The organism is Methylobacterium sp. WL7, from assembly GCF_008040085.1.
Classification (GTDB): Bacteria; Pseudomonadota; Alphaproteobacteria; order Rhizobiales; family Beijerinckiaceae; genus Methylobacterium; species Methylobacterium mesophilicum.
In genome coordinates this window covers 1-308 of sequence record NZ_VRVG01000391.1, presented here as the reverse complement: position 1 = coordinate 308, position 308 = coordinate 1, and the positions used below count along the sequence as shown (strand labels likewise).

The following is a 308-nucleotide window of genomic DNA, read 5'->3' as shown; positions in this document are numbered from 1 at the left end:
GCGATCGACCTCGCCGCGATCGTCGGCATCGGCCGGGGTGACATGCAGCGCCACCACGTGGCCGGGCGTGTCCACCGCCAGATGCACCTTCGAACCGCGCTTGCGCTTGGCCCCGTCGTAGCCCGCCCGCTCGCCGCTCTCGGGCGAGGACCGCAGCGTCCGGCTGTCCAAGATCACCGCCGACGGCTCCGGCTTGCGATCCCCTGCCATCCGGAGAACCGCCCGTAGGTCCCCGGCCACATCGGTGAAGCACTCCGCAGCCAGCCAGCGCTGCGTCTGCTGGTACACCGCCGCCCACGGCGGCAGGT

At 72.4% G+C, this 308-nt stretch carries 1 protein-coding gene; it reads right to left on the bottom strand.

The window, feature by feature from the left end; translation table 11 throughout:
• Window positions 1-308: transposase (locus FV233_RS29935; RefSeq protein ID WP_147899683.1), on the bottom strand; the 308-nt coding region annotated here is incomplete at both ends.